Consider the following 2,238-nt stretch of genomic DNA (forward strand, 5'->3'; position numbering starts at 1 on the left):
CACCCGGCGCACGGCCCCTCGCCCCCCACCGGACCGTAGCCGCGCCCGAACCGCAACAGGCAACAGGAGGCTGAGGATTCGTACGCGGCTGCACGCCGGTGGCCCCGCCGCGAGGCGCGCCCGCTGCACGCAGCGCGGCGAACACGCGGCCCACCGCGTGGCGCGCGCGTACTCCACGCCTCGGCCGGGAGGCCGGTGGCCGAGGGCGTCTACGCGCGTAGGCCTTGGCAGGTTACCCTCATGCGCGTGAACGCTTTCGCCACTCCCGATTCCGCCGCCCCCGACGCCGGCGCCGCCGCGGCCCGCATCCGCGAACTCACCGGCGCCGAGAGCCACGACGTCGCGCTCGTCATGGGCTCGGGCTGGGTCCCCGCCGCCGAGGCGCTCGGGGCGCCCGAGCACGAGTTCCGGGTCACCGAGTTGCCCGGCTTCCCGCCCCCGGCGGTCGCGGGCCACGCCGGCACCGTGCGCTCGTACCGGATCGGGACCAAGCGCGTGCTGGTGTTCCTCGGCCGCACCCACTTCTACGAGTCCCGTGACGTCGCCGCCGTCGCCCACGGCGTACGCACCGCCGTCGCCGCCGGCTGCAAGACCATCGTGCTGACGAACGGCTGCGGCGGCCTGCGCGCCGGCATGCGCCCCGGCCAGCCGGTCCTCATCAGCGACCACATCAACCTGACCGCCGCCTCCCCCATCGTCGGCGCCGACTTCGTCGACCTGACCGACCTCTACTCCCCCCGGCTGCGCGCGATCTGCAAGGAGATCGACCCGTCCCTCGAAGAGGGCGTGTACGTGCAGTTCCCCGGGCCGCACTACGAGACCCCCGCCGAGATCAACATGATCCGCACCCTCGGCGCGGATCTGGTCGGCATGTCCACCGTCCTGGAGGCCATCGCGGCCCGCGAGGCCGGGGCCGAGGTGCTGGGCATCTCCCTGGTCACCAACCTCGCCGCCGGGATGACCGGTGAGCCGCTCAACCACGAAGAGGTGCTGCAGGCCGGGCGGGACTCGGCGACTCGGATGGGCGGGCTGCTGGCGCAGGTGCTCGGCCGGATCTGAGCCCCCGTCCGCCCCTGGCGGGAGATTCCGGGCCTCCGGCCGGGTACACGCCCCGTACCCGCACCGTCCGCGCCCGTATGCGAGAGCGCACACCCGCACCGTCCGTGCCTCGTACGCGAGAGCACGGCACCCGCACCGTCCACGCTCGTACGCAAGCACACCCGTACTCCCGAATCCGAGGAGCGCATCACGTGGCACTGGCAGCAAGCGAAACGGCGGAGCTGATCGCGCGGGCCCGCGCCTGGCTGGCCGAGGACCCGGACCCGGAGACGCGCGCCGAGCTGGCCGCGCTGCTCGACGCCGTCGACCCGGCCGACGTCGAGGACGCCGCCGGGAGCGCGCCCCTCGCCGAACTCGCGGACCGCTTCGGCGGCACGCTCCAGTTCGGTACGGCCGGGCTGCGCGGTGAACTCGGCGCCGGGCCGATGCGGATGAACCGCGCGGTGGTGATCCGCGCGGCGGCCGGCCTCGCCGCGTACCTGCGCGGGCAGGGCCGGGACGGCGGCCTCGTCGTCATCGGCTACGACGCCCGCCACAAGAGCGCAGACTTCGCGCGCGACACCGCCGCCGTGATCACCGGCGCGGGCCTGCGCGCCGCGCTGCTGCCGCGTCCGCTGCCCACGCCCGTACTCGCCTTCGCGGTCCGCCACCTCGGCGCCGTCGCCGGCGTGACCGTCACCGCCAGCCACAACCCGCCGCGCGACAACGGCTACAAGGTCTACCTCGGCGACGGCTCCCAGATCGTGCCGCCCGCGGACGGCGGGATCGCCGCCGAGATCGCCGCGATCGGGCGCCTTGCGGACGTCCCGCGCCCCGACACCGGCTGGGAGACCCTCGGCGAGGAGGTCGTGGAGGCGTATCTGGCGCGTACGGGCGCGGTGTTGACGGACGGCGGGCCGCGGGACGTACGCGTGGTGTACACGCCGTTGCACGGGGTCGGGCGGGATGTCCTGGTCGCCGCCTTCGCCCGCGCGGGGTTCCCGGAGCCGGTCGTGGTGCCCGAACAGGCCGAGCCCGACCCGGACTTCCCCACCGTCGCGTTTCCCAATCCCGAGGAGCCGGGCGCGATGGATCTCGCGTTCGCCGCCGCCGGGTCTGCGCGCCCCGATCTCGCCGCCGGGTCCGCGTCCGGATCGTTGGCGATGACGAGATCGGGGCGCGCGGACCCGGCGGCGAGAT

General features: G+C 74.9%; 2 protein-coding genes. Both read left to right on the top strand.

Annotated elements, in window-relative coordinates:
- The first annotated feature begins 240 nt into the window (after nucleotides 1–240).
- Nucleotides 241–1,059, top strand: a complete 819-nt coding sequence (locus tag AOK16_RS19320) for a purine-nucleoside phosphorylase (protein WP_055473468.1) — start codon at nucleotides 241–243, stop codon at nucleotides 1,057–1,059.
- Between the two features lie 191 nt (nucleotides 1,060–1,250).
- On the top strand, nucleotides 1,251–2,238 hold a 988-nt coding region (locus tag AOK16_RS19325), incomplete at its 3' end, for a phosphohexomutase domain-containing protein (RefSeq protein ID WP_478072390.1).

The organism is Streptomyces pathocidini, assembly GCF_001418495.1.
In the GTDB taxonomy this organism is placed as follows: domain Bacteria; phylum Actinomycetota; class Actinomycetes; order Streptomycetales; family Streptomycetaceae; genus Streptomyces; species Streptomyces pathocidini.